Here is an 18,218-nt window from a genome sequence, read left to right as displayed (position 1 = left end):
AATTAGATGAATAGTTCCACAAATTCAGGTACTGTCAAGTTCATTAATTTCTCTTTATTGATGCATTTCTCTTCAATTTCAGCAAGTTGTTTTGGGCTGAATCTAGTTGCCACGTTTTGCATGAATTTTTTGTCCACTAGCGGATATGCTTCATTTCTTCTAAATCTATGGCCAATTGGATATTCACATTCCATTTCGATATAAGTGCCATCTTTAAAGAATACTTTGACTGCATTTGCAATGGAACGTTTTTCAGGATCTAAATAATCCTTTGAATATTGCTCGTTTTCCACTGTATACATTTTTGCACGCAATGCATCAATACGAGGATCAGCTGCAGTCTCATCTTCATAATGATCGGCCGTGATATCACCATAAAGTAACCCGATTGCTGTAATGTATTGGATGCAGTGATCTCTGTCAGCAGGGTTGTTCAATGGCCCTTCCTTATCAATAATACGAATAGCTGATTCTTGGGTTGTAATTTGAATTTTCTCTATTTCATCTAAGCGGTTGATCACTTCTTTGTGTAATTTAACTGCACATTCAGCTGCTGTTTGTCCATGGAATTCTGCTGGATATAATTTAAATAGTACGTTTTCCATTACATATGAACCTAAAGGTTGGGCTAATTTTAATGGTTTTCCTTTAAGAACTACATCTTCAAATCCCCAAGTTTTTGTTGAAAGGGCTGTTCTGTAACCCATTTCTCCTTTTACAGCCATCATCGCAAGCCGAACAGCTCTGCTTGTTGCATCCCCTGCGGCCCAAGATTTTCGAGAACCTGTATTTGGTGCATGGCGATAAGTTCTTAAACTTGCTCCATCAATCCAAGCATTGGATAATGCATTGATGACTTCTTCTTTTGTCCCTCCAAGAGCTTTTGTTATGACAGCGGTTGAAGCTACTTTAACAAAATGAACATGGTCAATACCTACGCGGTTTAAACTGTTTTCAATCGCTAAAACCCCTTGAATTTCATGGGCTTTAATCATCATTTCCAAAACATCTTTTATCGTTAAAGGCGCTTTTCCTTTTGAAATGTTTACATTGCTTATATAATCCGCTACTGCTAAAATACCTCCCAAGTTGTCAGAAGGATGGCCCCATTCAGCTGCCAGCCATGTGTCATTGTAATCTAGCCATCTTATGATTGTTCCGATATTAAATGCAGCAGTAACCGGATCTAATACGTAAGGGGTACCTGGTACACGAGCTCCATTTGGAACAATTGTACCTGGCACGATTGGCCCCAACAATTTTGTACATTCCGGATATTGCAAAGCAAGAATGCCGCAGCCGATTGTATCAATTAAAATATAACTGGCCGTTTTGAAAGCCTCTTCACTTGTAATTTCATAATCCATGACATAATCTGCTATTTCTTCTAATAGACGATCTGTCCCCTTAATTTCGTTTGTTTTTACCATGCTCATTTCCCCATCCTTATTTATTATCCTTCATCGCTAATCACTACATTTTTACCGCGCATTTTTAATAGCAATGGTATAAAAATCCATAAAAGCGCAATAATTAAAAATGCTAATGAAAATGGTTCTTTTATGAAGACGCTATAATCCCCGTTTGAGATTGTAAGTGCTCTCCGCATATTGCTCTCCATCATTGGCCCTAAAATCAATGCCAAAACCAGCGGGGCAACTGGAAAATCATTTTTTGACAAAAGGTAGCCCAAAATCCCGCAAACAAGCAATAATATCAAATCAAAAGTTGTATACTGAACCGCATATACACCAAAAATTGAAATAGCAATGATAATAGGCAATAAATATTTCTTTGGTGTATCAATAATTTTGGCGAATACTTTTACTAACGGCAAATTTAAAATAAGAAGCATGACATTGCCAATAAACATACTGGCAATTAAGCCCCAAACCACATTTGGTTTTTCTTCAAATAATAGGGGGCCTGGCTGCACGTTATACATAATCAGCGCACCCATTAATATAGCTGTAGTACCGGATCCTGGAATGCCTAATGTTAATAGAGGAATCATTGCTCCACCAGAAGCTGCATTATTTGCTGACTCTGGCGCAGCCACTCCCGCAATATACCCTTTTCCTAATTTGTCTCGTTTTTTATTCACTTTCTTTTCCAGGGAATAGGCAAAAAACGAAGATAACGTTGCTCCTGCACCTGGAAGTACGCCTAATAAAAATCCTAAAATCGAACCCCGCGCAATAGGAGCTGCACTATCCTTCATTTCTTCTTTCGTCGGGATAATTCGATTGATTTTGGAAATTTCCTCTTGTTTATAATCTTTTTCCAAAATAGTTTTAAATACCTCACCTAATGCAAATAATCCTACTGCTACAGTTAAAAACTCTATTCCGCTGTATAGTACGGACTGGTTATATGTAAATCTTGCAACCCCAGTCACCACATCAATTCCGATAGTTCCTAAAAATAAACCTGCGCATGTCATAATTAACGCTTTCGTAATGGATTTCCCTGCTAAACCGCTTACAGCAGCCAATCCTAATACCATAAGAGAAAAATAGTCTGCTGGGCTAAAGTCTATGGCTAATTTAGATAATGGTTCTGCTAGTAAAATCAATCCAATTAACGCCACTATGCCGGCTATAAATGAACCAATTGCTGCTATAGCCAATGCACTTCCTGCCCGTCCTTGTTGTGCCATTTGGTATCCATCTAGCGTCGTCACAACTGAAGATGATTCACCAGGTGTATTCAGCAAAATGGAAGTAGTGGAGCCACCATACATTGCACCATAATATACACCCGCTAAAAGGATGATTGAACTTGTAGCAGCACTTTCTAGCGGCATCCCAGAAGTGAGCGTAGCTGTTACGGGGATGAGTAAGGCAACACCACTCATTGGGCCGATGCCAGGCAAAACCCCTACTAATGTACCGATGATGACTCCAAGAAGCGCAAACAAGATGTTGTACCATGATAGAGCTACAGTAAATCCGTCAATTAAATAATTTATTGTATCCATCTATATACCCCCCTTTTAAAATGGCAAGCCAGGGAGATTACCGCCCAAGATTTTAACAAAGCCTACGTAAATAGTTCCTGTAAATAATGCTGCTACAATAAACGAAGTAATCCATTTTGATCTTTCAAGGGTTTGAAATGCGACAAATAAAAACAGAAATGTTGTAATGACATAACCAATTTTTTCAAGAAACAAAATATATAAGAATGTAGAAATGATAATGATGAAAAAGACTTTTTTATTGGATTGGCTTTCCTCATCATTTGATTCCTTCTCGGTTTCTTTCTCAATGATTTTATAAGTCTTTTTAAATTTGATAGTTTCTATAAACAAAACAACACTAAGCACCATTAAGGCAATGCCTATCACCGCGGGAAAAACACCTGGTCCAATTGCAGTGTCCAAAGTACTTTGCGAAATTTTTCTCGACTCCAAAAATATAAATAAACCAAGGATGAAAAAGACTAAGCTGCTGATTTTATCGAATTTTAAATTCACTCAGGTACCTCCTGTATTATTATTTGTGCATACCTAAAGCTTTGAGTAAGTCGCTAATTACCACTTCTTGTTCTTCTAAGAATTTCTCAAAATCTTCTCCGCTTTTAAATTCTTGTTGCCAGCCATTGCGAGCTAAATCTTCTTTCCATTCCTCTGTTTCATTTAAAGCTGTAAGTTTTTCAATCCAATATTCTTTTGCTTCTTGAGACATTTCTTTTGGACCAAAAATTCCACGCCAAATTGTAAATTCAGTATCTAATCCTAATTCTTTTAAAGTCGGCACATCTTCCAAACCTTCAATTGAAACTCTTTCAGGAGCTGTTACAGCTAATACGCGAACTTGTCCGCTTTTCACATATTGTGAAATTGTAGAAACGTCTGTACCAATGGCATCTGCATTTCCACCTAATAAGGCTACGGATTCTCCACCGCCATCAAAAGAAACATACTTAACAGATTTTGGGTCGATTCCATATTTATAAACCGGCAAAATCGTAATCAGATGGTCCATAGAACCTGGAGATGAAGCACCAGCTAATGTAACGGATTTCGGATCTCGTTTAATGTCTTCTAATAAATCAAATAAAGTTTGGTATTTAGAATCAGCTTTTACAGCGATTGCGCCATAGTCTTTTGTTAACTGAGCTAATGGAGTTGTATCTCTGAATCCAAATTGACTATTACCTTCAGCTTTTAAGTTATTGATAATAATTGGTGGTGACTTAACCATTAACATGTAATCATTATTGGCTTCTTTTGTAGCAAATGTAGCCATAAAAGTGACACCGCCGCCACCAGGTTTGTTTTCAACAACGATTGGTTTTTCTACTAATTTTGTTTCAGATAAGTTTTTGGCAATTGCACGGGCTGTTAAATCCCATCCCCCACCAGCACTTGTTGGAGCAACAATGGTAATTGTGCTGTTTGGATAATTCCCTTTACCTGAACCGGAAGAACTTCCTTCGCTCTTCCCACATGCCGTTAATAAAACAGCTACTATGCTGATTATCAAAAACGTAACCCACTTCTTCATGAATTTTTCCTCCCCTTTTTTGAATCGTAAACGCTTATATCGTTATTAAAATACACACCACATATTTTTTAAATATTTAGAAAATAAACTCTTTTTTATCTATAATTGCAATAAAAATCATATTGTTCACGGGAACATTATTTTCTTCTATCGATGGAATTGTCAGGGAGCGAAGGCATGGAAGGTGAACACTCGGAGAAATTGTTGATGAAACTTACCAATATGAGGATAAAGGGGACTATATATAAATCGCTAAGAGCGAAAAGTAAGTAGCTATTATAGGTGTTTTTTAAATATAATATCTATCAGAACATTTTTCAGAATTAGTAAAAAATTTAGTGAACAATGGGAATTTAATAGTCAATACATTAAAAATAGACTGTATGGGGAGTGATGTTATGTATGGTGAATCGATAAAGGACTATTTTATAAAATATAATTTTATATTCGCTTTAATCATCATTTTAATTATGCTTGTGTTTGGTTTTATCAATTTAAGTGAAGCCGTTAAAAATGAATTGGGCAAGCGCGCCCTAAGTTCAGCACAATTAGTCGCTGAACATCCCGTTGTTATCGAAGGATTGAAAAAATCGGAGCCCACGCCAGAACTGCAACAATTCACCACAGACATAAAGGAGCAGATAGGTGCTGAATATGTTGTCCTTGGGGATGAAAACGGCATCCGTTATACCCATCCGGATGTTAATAAAATAGGCAAAAAAATGGTGGGCAATGATAACTACCGCGCTTTAGTCAAAGGGGAATCCTATGTCTCCATCGCGGAAGGTTCACTGGGAAAAGCTTTACGGGGAAAAGCTCCCGTGAAAGATGAGAATGGTGACATTATTGGTGTTGTATCGGTTGGATTTTTGTATGACCAAATTTATGAAATGAATCTCAATTATTTCAAATATTTAGCCATTGGTTTAATCTTAATCTTTTTCGTTGTTATTTTGGTTTCAACTTTTTTAGCAACAGGCATTAAAAAAGAATTACTTGATTATGAACCTTCAGAAATTAGTTTATTGTTGAAGGAGAAAAATGCCATTTTAGAATCAATTCATGAAGGAATTATTATCTTAGATAGTAATAAATGTATTACATATGTCAATAAGCGCGCTTTAGAAATTTTAAATTTAGATAGTACCATCGTAAACAAAAATATCATGGAGGTTTTTGAAGATCGGAATATCGATCATATGATTTCCAGCGGCAAACCGGAATTGAATCGATCTATCCGTTATAAAGAGGAAAAAATCATATTTAATAGCGTGCCTTATAGAAATAATGAGGAACTGGAAGGAGTCATCATTAGCTTTAAATTATTTGATGATGTAGATTTAATTGCAAGGGAATTATCTCAGGTAAAGACATATATTGAATCATTGCGTGCCCAAACACATGAATTCAATAACTTTTTGTATACCCTTTCTGGACTAATCGAGTTGGAAGAATATGAGGAAGTGCAAAGGCTCATTAATAAAGAGCGTATTGGCAATAACACTTTACTGGCATTTATCACCAAACATATTAAAGACTCTTTTTTAATTGGTTTAATTATTGGTTTTTATAATCGTGCTAAAGAATTAAAAGTCAACTTAATCTTGGATGAGGACAGTTATTGTGGAAAGCTGACGACCATAAGCGATAAACATATTATTATCTCGATTTTAGGAAATTTAGTAATTAATGCTTTTGAAGCAGTGGAACATCTAGATGTTGAAAATCGCGTTGTTCGCATTTATATCCGTGAGCTAAAAAATGAACTGATTTTTGAAGTTGAAGATTCCGGGGATGGCATTGATTATTCAATGTTAAATACTTATACGCAAAAAAGAATTTCTACAAAAAATCCGGAAAACCGGGGCTATGGATTATCAATTGTTTTAGAAAGCATAGAAAAATTGAATGGAAATATTACATTAGAAAAAGGGGATCTAGGCGGAGCTTTATTTTACATTTGTATACCAAAAGGGGTGTGAACATTGAATATCGAAGTTTTAGTTGTAGATGACGATATTCGTATTGCCAATATTCACGAGAAATTCATCAATAAAATTGAGGGATTTACTACTGTGGGGATATCTAACGATGTGGAAGAAACTAAAATCTGGTTAGAAACGCTGAAACCTGATTTAGTTTTATTGGACATCTATTTTCCTGAAAAATTAGGTACAGAGTTAATTGAATACATTAAAAAGAAAAAATTGCCTGTTGATATCATTTTAATAACAGCAGCTTCTGAAGTAGACATTGTAAAGATGGCCTATAACAGCGGAGTAGTCGATTTTCTGCTGAAACCATTAACTTTTCAACAATTCAAAGAATGTTTAGAACGTTATCGGGCGAAAAAAATCCTTTTATCATCCAACACGAAATTAAGTAAAGAAGATATTAATAAGTTATGGAATAATACTTCAACTACAATAAAAGAATTGAATCCAAAAGGAATCGACGAAGTAACGAAAGAGAAGATTTTAAATTATTTAAAAACCACGAAAGAAGGTATTACCGCTGAGGGATTGGCGAAAAATCTTGGATTGAGCAGAAGCACTGCCAGAAGATATCTGGAATTTTTATATAATGAAGGCATTATCAAAGTGGAATACTTATATGGAAAAATTGGAAGACCTGAACGTTATTATACATTCATAGGTTAATAAAGCGACTATAATGATGTCGTCCGGTGAACTCCAAGAATCAAAAAATCTTGTCTGATCATCAAAAGTGCATCAAAAACATATTTCCTTATAAAAACAGCCTTCTTCTCTTGTCCGAGAAGAAGGCTGTAAACGTTGATAAATTAACGTTTTGAGAATTGTGGTGCGCGACGAGCGCCTTTAAGACCATATTTTTTACGTTCTTTCATGCGTGGGTCACGAGTTAGTAAACCAGCTTGTTTTAAAGCTGGACGGAAATCTGGATCAACTTGAAGTAACGCACGAGCGATACCGTGACGGATAGCGCCAGCTTGTCCAGTATAACCTCCACCTTTAACGTTTACTAATACATCGTAACTACCTAAAGTTTGAGTTAATTTTAATGGTTGTTTAATCACTTCACGTAATGTTTCGAATGGAATGTACTCTTCTACATCACGTTTATTAATAATGATTTTGCCTTCGCCAGGTACTAAACGTACACGAGCTACTGAGCTTTTACGACGACCTGTGCCAGTATATTGAACTTGTGCCAAGTGAATATCCTCCTCTAATTAATTATCCGCGAAGCTCGAAGCTTTCTGGTTTTTGTGCAGCATGTGGATGATTTGGACCAGCATAAACATAAAGTTTTTTGAACATTTTGCGTCCTAAAGAGTTTTTAGGAAGCATGCCTTTTACTGCTAATTCGATCATTCTTTCTGGATTTCTTTCAAGCATTTCGCCTGCTGTACGTTTCTTTAAACCGCCAGCGAATTGAGAGTGACGGTAGTAAATTTTATCTTCTAATTTGTTACCAGTTAAATGAATTTTTTCAGCGTTAATTACGATTACATAGTCACCAGTGTCAACGTGTGGTGTATAAATTGGTTTATGTTTACCGCGTAAAATAGCAGCGACTTCTGAAGCTAAACGACCAAGCGTTTTACCTTCTGCGTCAACTACTAACCATTTACGCTCTACTTCATGACCTTTCGCCATAAATGTTGTACGCATGTATATATCCTCCTAATCGATTTCATGAACCGTTAATTTTCCATTTTTCTCACTAATAAGTTTCGGGGCTTATAAGTGGAATGAAAATACCATATGTTATAATATTATAATTCAAAACATAAGTCAAGAAAAATGTTGAACACAAGGAAAAGTTGTTATCGCATTAATAGTATACTTTTTCTAAATATAGCCCGTGGGGAGGAGCCGTTGTTCCTGCCATTTCGCGATTTTTCGATTCAATAATGTCCTTAATAGATTTTGCCTCTCTTTTTCCAATCCCAACTTCCCATAAAGTACCAGCAATAATCCGAACCATATTATATAAAAAGCCACTACCCTCAATGACCATATGAAGTTCCTGATCGTGCCACTCAAAATCGATGGAATAAATCGTGCGAACTTTGTCATCAACAGGTGTACTCGCTGCACAAAAACTAGTAAAGTCATGAGTACCAACTAAATAAGCTGCGCCGTTTTCCATTTTACTTACGTCCGGCTTTCTTCCTCTCGTTTCAACAGTATAGTTTCTCTTGAAAGGACTTTGGACTTCATCACAATTCCATTTATACCGGTATCGTTTTCCTTTCGCATCAAATCGAGCATGAAAATCAGGGGAAACTTCTTCCATATCGAGTATTCGAACATCAGCTGGCAATTGTGCATTTAATGCCACTTTATAGTTTTCTGCTGGAATCGAAAGAGTCGTATCAAAATGAATGACTTGTCCAGTGGCATGAACACGCGCATCTGTACGTCCGCTAGCAAAAATGCGTATGTGTTCGCCCTTATGCATTACTGTTAATACCTTTTCAATTTCAGATTGCACCGTTCTTTTTCCCGGCTGCGCTTGGTAGCCAGAAAAGTGCGTTCCATCATAAGAAATAATTGCTTTTAAGCGTCGCAAGTCTCTCACCTTTTTCTAACTGCGGAAGAACACTAAAAGAGCAGTCATCAATACTAATGCAAAAATACAGGTTGTATCTTTCGCATCCCATTTTAACTGGCGATATCGAGTGCGTCCTTCTCCTCCTCGATATCCCCGCACTTCCATTGCTGTTGCTAAATCTTCTGCCCGTTTAAAGGCGCTTACAAATAAAGGCACCAGAAGGGGAACAACCGCTTTAATTCGATCTTTTATTGGTCCTGCTCCTAAATCGGACCCTCTCGCCATTTGTGCTTTCATGATTTTATCCGTTTCATCCATTAGCGTTGGAATAAAGCGTAACGCAATGGACATCATCAATGCTAATTCATGAATCGGCAATTTAAATTTCTTCAAAGGATTTAATAGTACTTCAAGTCCGTCTGTTATTGAAATAGGAGAAGTTGTTAATGTTAAGATTGTTGTAATAAATACAAGTACAACAAAACGGATCGATATGAAAATTCCTTGTCTTAAACCTGCTTCATAAACCTTTAGAAAACCAAGGTTCAGTAGTACATCTCCTTCTCTAGTAAAGAGAATGTGAATGAGAAACGTGAAAATTACTAAAATGATAACCGGTTTTAATCCATTTATTAAAAAATGTAATCGAATTCTTGAAATCAAAATGACAAACAATGTAAAAATTAACAATAGGCCATATGTAGCCGCATTGTTCGCTAAAAATACAATAACCACAAAAATAAACGTAAATATGAGTTTGGAACGTGGATCTAACTGATGTACGAAGGAATCTCCTGGGATAAATCGTCCGAAAATCATTTTCTCCATCATGAATGATCACGCTCCTTTAACGACCGAGCAATCTCATCCGCTAGCTCTTCCTCAGTTAAACAAATTTTTGAAAGTGGCTTTCCTATTAACTTTTCAATCTTTTGTTGAAATTTCACGATACGAGGAATTTCTAATCGATATTTTTTTAGCGTTTCACTTTCTGAAAATATTTCCCGTGGAACACCTGTTAACACACAGCGTCCTTCATGCATAATCGAAATTTGATCTGCGTATTTCGCCGCATCTTCCATGCTATGGGTGACTAGAATGGTTGTTAATTCTCTCTCTTTATGCAGACGATAAAACAAATCCATAATTTCTTTCTGTCCTCTAGGGTCGAGCCCAGCAGTAGGTTCATCTAATACAATCACATCTGGATTCATTGCAAGTACTCCAGCTATTGCAACCCGTCTCATTTGTCCGCCTGATAAATCAAAAGGCGACTTGTCTAACACTTCTTCAGGCAATCCAACTTGTTTGATGCCTTCGCGAGCCCTCTTCTCCGCTTCTTCTTCAGAAACACCAAAATTCATCGGACCGAACATAATGTCTTTTAATACTGTTTCTTCAAATAGTTGGTGCTCTGGGAATTGGAATACAATACCTACCTTTTGACGAATTGGTTTTAATTCTTTTGCCTTTTTTCCCGCTTCGATTTTTCGCTCTCCAATATGTACGATTCCTTTTGTTGGCTTTAATAATCCATTGAAATGTTGAAGAATCGTTGATTTACCAGAACCTGTATGTCCAATGATTGCATGATAGGTTTTAGATGGAATATCCATCTCCACATCAAATAAAGCATACTTCTCAAAAGGTGTACCTGCTGAATATGCATAGCTTACTTGCTGAAGTTTGATGTCCATAGATCATTCACCAACTCTTCTTCTGTTAAATTATTGCCTGATAAATGTACACCTTTTGCTTGGAGCAGCTCTGTCATCCTCATTGCAAAAGGCAATTCTAAACCAAATTCAGTCAATTTATCCCCTAATGCAAAAATTTCTTCTGGTGAACCTTCTGCATATTTCTTGCCCTGGTTCATAAAAATAACTCGGTCTGCGAGAAGTGCTTCTTCAACATCGTGCGTAATCGATAAAACTGTTAAGCCAATTTCTTTTCTTAATTCTAGAACTGTTTGCAATACTTCTAGTCGCCCTTGTGGATCAAGCATGGAAGTTGCTTCGTCTAAAATTAATAGTTTCGGATGCATTGCAAGGGCTCCGGCAATGGCAACACGTTGCTTTTGACCACCTGATAAATGATGGGGTTCATGGTTTAAAAACTCATACATTTTGACTTTCTTTAAAGACGAAGAAACCCGTTCAACCATTTCTTCAAAAGGCACTCCGTTGTTTTCTAATGCAAAGGCAACATCGTCTTGCACTGTCGCTCCAACAAATTGGTTATCTGGATTTTGAAAAACCATTCCAATTTTTGAGCGAATATCCCAAAGAGTCTCTTCATTTAATATGCTCTGCATGACGCGAATTTCCCCCTCCTGCGGGAAGAGGAGACCACAAACCATCTTCACCATTGTAGATTTGCCTGAACCATTATGACCGACAATGGCAATCCACTCACCCTCATTAATTGAAAACGAAACATTTTGAACAGCTTTACGGGCATCAGGTTTTTCAGGTGTGTATGAAAAAGATACATTATGAAATGATAGAATTTCGGTCACATCTATGCTCCTCTCTCCAGGGCTCTACATTTCTAGTTCTAAATGAATCTCCTATATATAAAAATAAAACACGTTTAAAAATTTTGAAAATTACATGAAGAAACGTATTTTATTTTTACATACTCTTTAATAGATTTTGGTTTGAATAAAAAAGCGCGCACCTCATTCAGGAGAAATGCGCTAATAACATTTATAGAAGTACGGTTTATTAACGTTCCGTAATCTGATGAATGAGGTGCGGAGAGCTAGACGATACGAATTTTTCATTCGATCATCATAACGCTCATGTGCCATTTTATTGTCGTATAAATCACACATTTGTAAAAAAGGGGGTGCGAGTTCAACCGGAAACCCGGACACCCCCTAAAAATTAAACTAACTCGATAATTACTACAGGCGCTCCGTCACCACGACGAGGACCTACTTTTAAGATACGTGTATAACCACCTTGGCGATCAGCGTAACGTGGCGCAACATCATCAAATAATTTTTGAAGAGCGAATTTAGTTTTTTCGTTTCCTTCTTCATCAGTAGTTGTCACTACTTCACGACGGATGAATGCTGCAGCTTGACGGCGAGCATGTAAATCTCCGCGTTTACCTAAAGTAATCATTTTCTCAACAACTGAACGTAATTCTTTTGCACGAGCTTCAGTTGTTTCAATGCGTTCATTAATAATTAAATCAGTTGCTAAATCACGTAATAACGCTTTACGTTGAGAACTTGTACGGCCTAGTTTTCTGTAACCCATGAATGTTCCCTCCTTTATTCGAACATAATAAATAACGATTGCTTAGTCTTCTTTACGTAAAGATAAGCCAAGCTCCGCAAGTTTTGCTTTTACTTCTTCTAATGACTTACGTCCAAGATTACGAACTTTCATCATATCGTCTTCAGACTTATTCGTAAGTTCTAATACTGTATTAATACCTGCACGTTTTAAACAGTTATAGGAACGAACAGAAAGATCTAATTCTTCGATCGTCATCTCTAATACTTTTTCTTTTTGGTCCTCTTCTTTTTCTACCATGATTTCCGCTGCTTGTGCTTCATCTGTTAGACCAACAAAAATATTTAGATGCTCTGTTAATATTTTCGCTCCGAGTGAAATCGCTTCTTTCGGACCGATGCTACCATCAGTCCACACATCAAGGGACAATTTATCGTAATCGGAATTTTGTCCTACACGAGTATTTTCCACTTGATAATTAACGCGTGAAACTGGAGTGTAAATAGAGTCGATCGGGATCACGCCGATAGGAAGATCCTCACGTTTGTTTTGATCAGCAGGAGTGTAACCACGGCCTCTCTTAGCATACATACGTATACGCAAATGACCGTTGCTTGCGATTGTTGCTATATACAAATCTGGATTTAAAATTTCAACATCACTATCATGTGTGATATCACTTGCTGTAACTGTTGCTTCACCTTTCACATCAATCTCAAGAATTTTTTCCTCATCGGAGTAGATTTTCAGTGCAAGTTTTTTTAAGTTTAAAATGATTGAAGCAACATCCTCTACTACCCCTTCAATAGTTGAGAATTCATGTAATACCCCATCAATTTGTACAGATGTAATCGCTGCACCCGGTAATGAGGATAGAAGGATACGACGTAAAGAATTACCCAAAGTAGTACCATATCCACGTTCTAGTGGTTCTATAACAAACTTACCATATGTGGAATCTTCGCTGATCTCAACAGTTTCAATCTTTGGTTTTTCAATTTCGATCATTCAATTTACCCTCCTTCAAAACATCGACTGTATAGGTCATACCATCATAATAGTCAAAAAATCTTGACTTTATAAATTTGTACAATTCTTCTTGCACAAGAATGATGTACTCCAAAGAGTTGCACCCATTACACACGACGACGTTTTGGCGGACGGCAACCGTTATGTGGAACTGGTGTAACATCTTTAATTGCTGTTACTTCAAGTCCTGCAGCTTGAAGTGCACGGATAGCCGCTTCACGACCTGCACCTGGACCTTTAACAGTTACTTCTAACGTTTTTAAACCATGCTCAAGGGAAGCTTTAGCAGCGGCTTCAGCAGCCATTTGAGCAGCGTATGGAGTAGATTTACGAGAACCTTTGAATCCAAGAGCACCTGCACTTGACCAAGAAACTGCATTCCCTTGCATATCAGTAATCGTTACGATTGTATTGTTAAATGTAGAACGAATGTGTGCAATACCTGATTCGATATTCTTTTTCACACGACGTTTACGTGATTGTTGTTTACGAGCCATTACGGAAGGAACCCCCTTTACTTATTATTTTTTCTTGTTCGCAACAGTTTTACGAGGACCTTTACGAGTACGTGCATTGTTTTTCGTATTTTGTCCACGAACAGGTAGACCACGACGGTGACGGATACCACGGTAGCAACCAATTTCCATTAAACGTTTAATGTTTAGTGATACTTCACGACGTAAGTCACCTTCAATTTTGTACTTATCTAATTCTGTACGGATTCTGTCTAATTCATCTTCAGTAAGATCACGTACACGAGTATCTTCAGATACACCAGCTGCAGCTAATACTTTTTGAGCAGTTGGTTTACCAACACCATAAATATAAGTTAATGAAATTACTACGCGTTTATCGCGAGGAATATCAACACCAGCAATACGTGCCATTTATTCGCACCTCCTTAAAAATTATCCTTGTTTTTGTTTGTGTTTTGGATTTTCACAGATTACCATTACTTTACCGCGTCGGCGAATAACTTTACATTTTTCGCAAATCGGTTTTACAGATGGTCTCACTTTCATTTAACTCAACCTCCTTAGTCTTCGGAGTGCAAAAGATTATTTAAAACGGTATGTGATACGACCGCGAGTTAAATCATAAGGAGATAACTCAATAGTAACCTTATCTCCAGGTAAAATTCGAATGAAATGCATACGAATCTTTCCGGAAACGTGTGCAAGCACCGTGTGCCCATTTTCTAATTCTACCTTAAACATCGCGTTTGGCAAAGTCTCAACAACTGTTCCTTCGACTTCAATTACATCGTCTTTCGCCATCAACCCTGTCTCCCTTCTATATGTGCTAAATCGTTCTCCCTAGAGAACACTCGCAACAGATTTTACAGGTTAGAAGCAACTCCATTAACAAACGTTGGATTGTATGAGAGATGTTCGAAAGACGCTCGTCTGGTTTCGCTTCACACAATCCAGGGAATGAACAGATCCGGTAAGGAAACTGTATTCCTTTGTTAAAATGTCCGGATATCATGGAAAATTCACACCCGTTCACTTGATGCTTCCACGAAACCCATAACACTCTTCACAAAAGAACTTTCTAAGTAAGTATAAGCACTTTCGCAAGTAGTGTATACCGGGCACTAATATGCTTTTGCAACTCTCAATATTTTATGTTGCCTCCGATTACCCCTCGCGAAAAGTATTATGACTTTCGAAAGAATGACGGGTATCAGCTGCGACTGCCCTGTAATAATAGAGCGTCAAGATCAGCAAACACTTTTTCAATCTCTTGCTGACCATTAATATTTGTTAATAAACCTTTAGATTCATAAAAATCAAGTAAAGGTTGTGCTTGTTTCATATTTACTTCCAGGCGATTAGCAACCGTCTCAGGATTGTCATCAGCTCGAGTGTATAATTCTCCGCCATCCTTATCACATTTTCCTTCCACTTTAGGAGGATTAAAAATAACGTGATAAGTAGTGCCGCAAGTTTTACAGATACGACGACCGCTTAAACGTGCAACTAGTTCATCTTTTTCAACTTGGATATTAATCACATGATCGATTTTTTTCCCAAGTTCTTCTAAGATGTTATCTAATGCTTCTGCTTGAGGAACCGTGCGTGGGAACCCATCAAGTAAGAATCCATTTTCACAGTCTTTTTGTGCAAGTCTTTCGCGCACGATGCCAATAGTAACCTCGTCTGGAACTAATGCACCTTGATCCATATAGGATTTCGCTTTAAGACCTAGTTCCGTACCTTGACTGATAGCAGCACGGAACATATCACCTGTAGAAATATGAGGGATTTCGTACTTATTCACGATTTTTTCTGCTTGCGTACCTTTACCAGCACCTGGCAAGCCCATTAAAACGATATTCATACGGTTATTTCCCTCCTAAGTGCTGGCTTAGGAAACAATAATGTTTCCTAACCAACATTTATTTCATAAAGCCTTTATAATGACGCTTAACTAGTTGGGCTTCTAATTGTTTCATTGTTTCTAATGCCACACCGACAACGATGATAACACTCGTTCCACCAATTTGAGCGGAAGCCGGTAAATTCATAAAATTAATGAATAAAATTGGCAAAATCGAAACAACAGTCAAAAACAGAGCACCAACAAATGTTAAACGATATAACACTTTTGTTAAGTAGTTTTGTGTATCATTCCCTGGACGAATTCCAGGAATATATGCACCTTGTTTTTTCAGGTTATCTGCAACGCGTTCGGGATTTACTTGAATAAATGCGTAGAAATAAGTAAACGCAATAATTAAAGCAATATAAATAATCATTCCAACAGGTTTAGTATAGTCAAACGTGTTGATAATGAACGTGGTGATTTTGTTCTCACCGAAGAACGCAGCTAAAGTCTGAGGTGTAATAATGAACGCTACTGCGAAGATTACTGGAATAACTCCTGCAGCGTTCACTTTTAAAGGTAAGTGCGTTTGTTGTGCACCAACATTCATTGCTCGACCGGAAACTCTTTTTGCATACTGAATTGGAATCTTACGTAACGCTTGTTGTACGTAAATTACTCCAACAATTATAGCCAACATTATTAATGCAAGAAGTACTAAAACGACAATGCGGATGAATAGTTGATCCCCTGCACCTTCAATTTGTTGAGCATAAATTTGGTTAACCGTTGTAGGTATTGCAGCGACAATACCAGCAAAGATAATGATTGAAATACCATTACCAACGCCGTGTGCGGTAATTTGCTCACCAAGCCATAACAAAAATGCTGTACCAGCCGTAAGCACAATTGCTATTGTCAAATAAGATAAAACACTAGTATCTGTAATTAATGTTCCACCATATAATTGGTTAAAACCGAATGACATAGCGAAGGCTTGGATGAAAGCTAACACTACAGTAAAGTAGCGGGTAAATTGGGCTAACTTCCGGCGACCTACTTCACCTTGACGTCCCCATTCTGCAAACTTAGGCACGACATCCATTTGTAACAATTGAACAATGATTGAGGCAGTGATATAAGGCATAATTCCCAATGCAAAGATTGAGAAGTTTGCTAATGCACCGCCACCAAACACGTTAAGAAAACCAACTAAGTTAAATTGATCCGTTACTTTTAATACATCTGCATCTACGTTAGGTACAGGGATGAATGTTCCTAAACGAAAGACGATAAGCATTAATAATGTGAAAAAGATTTTGTTTCGAATATCACGAACGCGCATAAAGTTTGCGAATGTTTGAAACATTAAATCACCTCAGCTGTTCCGCCGGCGTTCTCGATAGCTTCTTTCGCAGAAGCAGAGAACTTGTGAGCTTTCACGTTAAGCTTTTTATTAAGCGTTCCGTTACCAAGAACCTTAATACCAGCTTTTTCTTTGCTCACGATACCTGTTTCAATCAATAATGCAGGTGTAACTTCTGCACCATCTTCGAAACGATTTAATGCATCTAGGTTCACGATTGCATATTCTTTACGGTTCACATTTGTAAATCCACGTTTTGGTAAACGACGGAATAGTGGGTTTTGACCACCTTCAAATCCTGGACGTACACCGCCTCCAGAACGAGCGTTTTGACCTTTTTGACCGCGACCAGAAGTTTTACCGTTACCAGAACCGATACCACGACCAACACGGTTACGTTTTTTACGTGAACCTTCTGCTGGTTTAAGTTCATGAAGTTTCATTATAGGTGGCACCTCCTTGTACATTTTATAAATCATTAAATTTCTTTAACTGATACTAAGTGTGACACTTTATTAATCATACCACGAATAGCTGGATTATCTGCATGTTCTACAGTAGAATTAACCTTTTTTAAGCCTAAAGCTTCAACTGTTTTACGTTGTTTTTCATTAGCTCCGATTACAGATCTTTTGAGGGTGATTTCTAATTTGTTAGCCATGATTATCCCCCCTTATCCTAATAGCTCTTCTACTGTTTTACCACGAAGTTTTGCAACTTCTTCAGCACGTTTTAATTGTTTTAATCCCTCAACTGTAGCACGTACCATATTGATTGGTGTGTTAGAACCTAGAGATTTTGATAGGATATCCGTAATTCCTGCTAAGTCAAGTACTGCACGTACTGGTCCACCAGCAATTACTCCAGTACCTTCAGAAGCAGGTTTCATTAAAATTTCTCCTGCACCGAAGTGACCAATTACCTCGTGTGGAATAGTTCCACCTACACGTGGTACTTCGATTAAGTTTTTCTTCGCATCTTCTACAGCTTTACGAATCGCATCTGGTACTTCTTGAGCTTTACCAGTACCAAATCCTACATGACCGTTTTTATCTCCTACTACTACTAAAGCTGAGAAGCGGAAGCGACGTCCACCTTTAACAACTTTCGCAACGCGGTTAATCGTTACAACGCGTTCTTCAAGTTCCAGTTTGCTTGCGTCAATACGACTCATGAAGTATGTCCCTCCTTCTT

The 18,218-nt window shown here is 37.4% G+C and carries 23 protein-coding genes; 2 read left to right on the top strand and 21 right to left on the bottom strand.

Annotated elements, in window-relative coordinates:
- Positions 1 to 2: 2 nt before the first annotated feature.
- Genes NSQ18_RS07870 through NSQ18_RS07855 form a run of 4 tightly spaced genes read right to left on the bottom strand, consistent with a single transcriptional unit; the run spans position 3 to position 4,511 of the window.
- Complete coding sequence (locus tag NSQ18_RS07870) at positions 3 to 1,430, bottom strand: bifunctional 2-methylcitrate dehydratase/aconitate hydratase (protein ID WP_096550089.1); 1,428 nt, start codon at positions 1,428 to 1,430, stop codon at positions 3 to 5.
- 23 nt (positions 1,431 to 1,453) lie between these two features.
- A complete protein-coding gene (locus NSQ18_RS07865) occupies positions 1,454 to 2,980 on the bottom strand; it encodes a tripartite tricarboxylate transporter permease (protein WP_096550088.1) in 1,527 nt (508 codons plus the stop codon).
- A 15-nt stretch (positions 2,981 to 2,995) separates the two neighbouring features.
- Positions 2,996 to 3,478: a tripartite tricarboxylate transporter TctB family protein gene (locus tag NSQ18_RS07860; protein WP_096550087.1), complete on the bottom strand. Its 483-nt coding sequence runs from the start codon at positions 3,476 to 3,478 to the stop codon at positions 2,996 to 2,998.
- A gap of 19 nt (positions 3,479 to 3,497) precedes the next feature.
- Positions 3,498 to 4,511, bottom strand: a complete 1,014-nt coding sequence (locus NSQ18_RS07855) for a tripartite tricarboxylate transporter substrate binding protein (protein ID WP_096550086.1) — start codon at positions 4,509 to 4,511, stop codon at positions 3,498 to 3,500.
- 398 nt (positions 4,512 to 4,909) lie between these two features.
- Between NSQ18_RS07855 and NSQ18_RS07850 the strand changes: the two genes are divergently transcribed.
- Together NSQ18_RS07850 and NSQ18_RS07845 are read left to right on the top strand one after the other, a co-directional pair.
- A complete protein-coding gene (locus tag NSQ18_RS07850) occupies positions 4,910 to 6,493 on the top strand; it encodes a sensor histidine kinase (RefSeq protein ID WP_168412717.1) in 1,584 nt (527 codons plus the stop codon).
- Between the two features lie 3 nt (positions 6,494 to 6,496).
- Complete coding sequence (locus NSQ18_RS07845) at positions 6,497 to 7,171, top strand: response regulator (RefSeq protein ID WP_096550084.1); 675 nt, start codon at positions 6,497 to 6,499, stop codon at positions 7,169 to 7,171.
- A 143-nt stretch (positions 7,172 to 7,314) separates the two neighbouring features.
- Here NSQ18_RS07845 and rpsI read toward each other — a convergent pair whose 3' ends face one another.
- The 17 genes from rpsI to rpsE form a co-directional block, all read right to left on the bottom strand.
- On the bottom strand, positions 7,315 to 7,707 hold the full coding sequence (gene rpsI / locus NSQ18_RS07840) for a 30S ribosomal protein S9 (protein ID WP_016839401.1): 393 nt from the start codon (positions 7,705 to 7,707) through the stop codon (positions 7,315 to 7,317).
- Between the two features lie 22 nt (positions 7,708 to 7,729).
- Entirely contained in the window at positions 7,730 to 8,167 is a 438-nt protein-coding gene (rplM, locus tag NSQ18_RS07835; protein ID WP_168412726.1) for a 50S ribosomal protein L13, read from the bottom strand.
- Between the two features lie 163 nt (positions 8,168 to 8,330).
- The gene (truA, locus tag NSQ18_RS07830) at positions 8,331 to 9,071 is read right to left on the bottom strand and encodes a tRNA pseudouridine(38-40) synthase TruA (RefSeq protein WP_339287623.1); all 741 of its coding nucleotides are present in this window, start codon (positions 9,069 to 9,071) and stop codon (positions 8,331 to 8,333) included.
- A 15-nt stretch (positions 9,072 to 9,086) separates the two neighbouring features.
- Positions 9,087 to 9,884, bottom strand: coding sequence for an energy-coupling factor transporter transmembrane protein EcfT (locus NSQ18_RS07825; RefSeq protein WP_339287621.1), 798 nt, complete (start codon positions 9,882 to 9,884; stop codon positions 9,087 to 9,089).
- Positions 9,881 to 10,750 carry an energy-coupling factor ABC transporter ATP-binding protein gene (locus tag NSQ18_RS07820; RefSeq protein WP_016839397.1) on the bottom strand — a complete coding sequence of 290 codons (870 nt, stop codon included), beginning with the start codon at positions 10,748 to 10,750 and terminating at the stop codon, positions 9,881 to 9,883. Before NSQ18_RS07820 ends, NSQ18_RS07825 begins: the two co-directional genes overlap by 4 nt.
- Positions 10,726 to 11,571: an energy-coupling factor ABC transporter ATP-binding protein gene (locus tag NSQ18_RS07815; protein ID WP_339287619.1), complete on the bottom strand. Its 846-nt coding sequence runs from the start codon at positions 11,569 to 11,571 to the stop codon at positions 10,726 to 10,728. The genes NSQ18_RS07820 and NSQ18_RS07815 overlap by 25 nt, the downstream gene beginning before the upstream one ends.
- A 370-nt stretch (positions 11,572 to 11,941) precedes the next feature.
- Complete coding sequence (gene rplQ / locus NSQ18_RS07810) at positions 11,942 to 12,322, bottom strand: 50S ribosomal protein L17 (protein ID WP_016839395.1); 381 nt, start codon at positions 12,320 to 12,322, stop codon at positions 11,942 to 11,944.
- Positions 12,323 to 12,364: 42 nt separating this feature from the next.
- Positions 12,365 to 13,309 (bottom strand): DNA-directed RNA polymerase subunit alpha, encoded by a 945-nt coding sequence (locus tag NSQ18_RS07805; RefSeq protein ID WP_096550075.1) that lies wholly within the window; start codon positions 13,307 to 13,309, stop codon positions 12,365 to 12,367.
- 128 nt (positions 13,310 to 13,437) lie between these two features.
- Entirely contained in the window at positions 13,438 to 13,827 is a 390-nt protein-coding gene (gene rpsK, locus NSQ18_RS07800; protein WP_016839392.1) for a 30S ribosomal protein S11, read from the bottom strand.
- A 24-nt stretch (positions 13,828 to 13,851) separates the two neighbouring features.
- On the bottom strand, positions 13,852 to 14,217 hold the full coding sequence (gene rpsM, locus NSQ18_RS07795; protein ID WP_016839391.1) for a 30S ribosomal protein S13: 366 nt from the start codon (positions 14,215 to 14,217) through the stop codon (positions 13,852 to 13,854).
- Between the two features lie 21 nt (positions 14,218 to 14,238).
- Positions 14,239 to 14,352, bottom strand: a complete 114-nt coding sequence (gene rpmJ, locus NSQ18_RS07790; RefSeq protein WP_000868344.1) for a 50S ribosomal protein L36 — start codon at positions 14,350 to 14,352, stop codon at positions 14,239 to 14,241.
- A gap of 36 nt (positions 14,353 to 14,388) precedes the next feature.
- Positions 14,389 to 14,607: a translation initiation factor IF-1 gene (gene infA / locus NSQ18_RS07785; protein WP_016839390.1), complete on the bottom strand. Its 219-nt coding sequence runs from the start codon at positions 14,605 to 14,607 to the stop codon at positions 14,389 to 14,391.
- Positions 14,608 to 15,016: 409 nt separating this feature from the next.
- Positions 15,017 to 15,673, bottom strand: coding sequence for an adenylate kinase (locus NSQ18_RS07780; RefSeq protein WP_339287617.1), 657 nt, complete (start codon positions 15,671 to 15,673; stop codon positions 15,017 to 15,019).
- A gap of 58 nt (positions 15,674 to 15,731) precedes the next feature.
- Positions 15,732 to 17,027: a preprotein translocase subunit SecY gene (gene secY / locus NSQ18_RS07775; protein WP_016839388.1), complete on the bottom strand. Its 1,296-nt coding sequence runs from the start codon at positions 17,025 to 17,027 to the stop codon at positions 15,732 to 15,734.
- The gene (gene rplO / locus NSQ18_RS07770) at positions 17,027 to 17,467 is read right to left on the bottom strand and encodes a 50S ribosomal protein L15 (RefSeq protein WP_016839387.1); all 441 of its coding nucleotides are present in this window, start codon (positions 17,465 to 17,467) and stop codon (positions 17,027 to 17,029) included. The genes secY and rplO overlap by 1 nt, the downstream gene beginning before the upstream one ends.
- A gap of 35 nt (positions 17,468 to 17,502) precedes the next feature.
- Positions 17,503 to 17,685 (bottom strand): 50S ribosomal protein L30, encoded by a 183-nt coding sequence (rpmD, locus tag NSQ18_RS07765; protein ID WP_016839386.1) that lies wholly within the window; start codon positions 17,683 to 17,685, stop codon positions 17,503 to 17,505.
- Positions 17,686 to 17,697: 12 nt separating this feature from the next.
- Complete coding sequence (gene rpsE / locus NSQ18_RS07760) at positions 17,698 to 18,198, bottom strand: 30S ribosomal protein S5 (RefSeq protein ID WP_339287615.1); 501 nt, start codon at positions 18,196 to 18,198, stop codon at positions 17,698 to 17,700.
- Between the last annotated feature and the right edge of the window lie 20 nt (positions 18,199 to 18,218).

Origin of the sequence: Ureibacillus sp. FSL K6-0786 (assembly GCF_037965165.1) — a bacterium.
Taxonomy (GTDB): domain Bacteria; phylum Bacillota; class Bacilli; order Bacillales_A; family Planococcaceae; genus Ureibacillus; species Ureibacillus thermosphaericus.
The sequence above is the reverse complement of the archived record's forward strand: the minus strand, read 5'-3'. Positions and strand labels throughout refer to the sequence as shown.

Coding starts and splice junctions, on each gene's coding strand:
- NSQ18_RS07870 (WP_096550089.1), bottom strand. CDS start 1,430: ATGGTAAAAACAAACGAAATTAAGGGGACAGATCGTCTATTAGAAGAA.
- NSQ18_RS07865 (WP_096550088.1), bottom strand. CDS start 2,980: ATGGATACAATAAATTATTTAATTGACGGATTTACTGTAGCTCTATCA.
- NSQ18_RS07855 (WP_096550086.1), bottom strand. CDS start 4,511: ATGAAGAAGTGGGTTACGTTTTTGATAATCAGCATAGTAGCTGTTTTA.
- NSQ18_RS07850 (WP_168412717.1), top strand. CDS start 4,910: ATGTATGGTGAATCGATAAAGGACTATTTTATAAAATATAATTTTATA.
- rplM (WP_168412726.1), bottom strand. CDS start 8,167: ATGCGTACAACATTTATGGCGAAAGGTCATGAAGTAGAGCGTAAATGG.
- NSQ18_RS07825 (WP_339287621.1), bottom strand. CDS start 9,884: ATGATGGAGAAAATGATTTTCGGACGATTTATCCCAGGAGATTCCTTC.
- NSQ18_RS07820 (WP_016839397.1), bottom strand. CDS start 10,750: ATGGACATCAAACTTCAGCAAGTAAGCTATGCATATTCAGCAGGTACA.
- rplQ (WP_016839395.1), bottom strand. CDS start 12,322: ATGGGTTACAGAAAACTAGGCCGTACAAGTTCTCAACGTAAAGCGTTA.
- NSQ18_RS07805 (WP_096550075.1), bottom strand. CDS start 13,309: ATGATCGAAATTGAAAAACCAAAGATTGAAACTGTTGAGATCAGCGAA.
- rpsK (WP_016839392.1), bottom strand. CDS start 13,827: ATGGCTCGTAAACAACAATCACGTAAACGTCGTGTGAAAAAGAATATC.
- rpsM (WP_016839391.1), bottom strand. CDS start 14,217: ATGGCACGTATTGCTGGTGTTGATATTCCTCGCGATAAACGCGTAGTA.
- rpmJ (WP_000868344.1), bottom strand. CDS start 14,352: ATGAAAGTGAGACCATCTGTAAAACCGATTTGCGAAAAATGTAAAGTT.
- infA (WP_016839390.1), bottom strand. CDS start 14,607: ATGGCGAAAGACGATGTAATTGAAGTCGAAGGAACAGTTGTTGAGACT.
- NSQ18_RS07780 (WP_339287617.1), bottom strand. CDS start 15,673: ATGAATATCGTTTTAATGGGCTTGCCAGGTGCTGGTAAAGGTACGCAA.
- secY (WP_016839388.1), bottom strand. CDS start 17,027: ATGTTTCAAACATTCGCAAACTTTATGCGCGTTCGTGATATTCGAAAC.
- rplO (WP_016839387.1), bottom strand. CDS start 17,467: ATGAAACTTCATGAACTTAAACCAGCAGAAGGTTCACGTAAAAAACGT.
- rpmD (WP_016839386.1), bottom strand. CDS start 17,685: ATGGCTAACAAATTAGAAATCACCCTCAAAAGATCTGTAATCGGAGCT.
- rpsE (WP_339287615.1), bottom strand. CDS start 18,198: ATGAGTCGTATTGACGCAAGCAAACTGGAACTTGAAGAACGCGTTGTA.